We start from the raw sequence: 840 nt of genomic DNA on the forward strand, positions 1-840 counted from the left end.
TATCGGCACACATACCGACTTTCACAAAATTTCCTTTTACATATTCTCGTACAAGATTTATCTGTTTTTCTCGATTTAATTCTTTGGGTAAGGCGATTTCTATTTCTCTTGCAAGCTGTGAATTTTTACTTTTTTCTATTTTCTCAACACTATTCCATAATGTTCCTCTGTCTGAAAATTCCTGCGGTGCATTTTGTGGTAATAGAATTTCAGTATGGGCTATTCCGCCTTTTCTTGTGAAGTCATGGACTATTCCGTCATACTCATTTTTTATCATTTCGCCACTTCGATATGCGGAAGATGCTACTGCACTTTTGCCTTTGCCTCTTGAGATAATCTTTATACAAAGATGATATATCGCCATAGGAAAAAACCTCCTTTCCTTTTTTCTAATACTTTGATGTGGCGACGGATAAGACTTCCAAAAAGAAATCGGATAGCTTTTATCGGTTTTCTTTTTGGAAGTACACAAGGGGTAGGAAATTTATTTCCGTAGGGGAGTGTAACTCCCCTGTATCAGCGTTAGCTGATATGCCCTCTGCTAAGAGCCTTCGGAGAACGCACGCACCTGTTAAGGTGTATATGTGCGCCCTTGTAAACAAGGGACTACTGCTCTGTTTCCATTACTTTCTCTTGTTTTTCTATGTTTTTTTCTTCCGTTTTTTTTCTTTTCTCCATGATTTTTAAGATTTTTTGATTGATTATTTCTTTGATATTTTGGAATGTGATGAGCTGATAAAATTCATCTTTGGTAAAATCCTTGCTTTCGTTAAAGATACTTTCAAATACTCCTCCTTTTTCATAAAGCCGTCTATCTCTTTTCTTTCGTTCTTCCTGTTT

Annotated in this window: 2 protein-coding genes; both read right to left on the bottom strand. The window is 36.2% G+C overall.

What is annotated here, in order from left to right:
• Positions 1-364, bottom strand: a 364-nt coding sequence (locus HMPREF2782_RS08195; protein ID WP_186821670.1) for a MobA/MobL family protein, incomplete at its 3' end; no start/stop codon positions are given.
• A 242-nt stretch (positions 365-606) separates the two neighbouring features.
• Positions 607-840: hypothetical protein (locus HMPREF2782_RS08200; RefSeq protein WP_070642217.1), on the bottom strand; the 234-nt coding region annotated here is incomplete at its 5' end.

Source organism: Anaerococcus sp. HMSC068A02, from assembly GCF_001811125.1.
GTDB lineage: Bacteria > Bacillota > Clostridia > Tissierellales > Peptoniphilaceae > Anaerococcus > Anaerococcus vaginalis_C.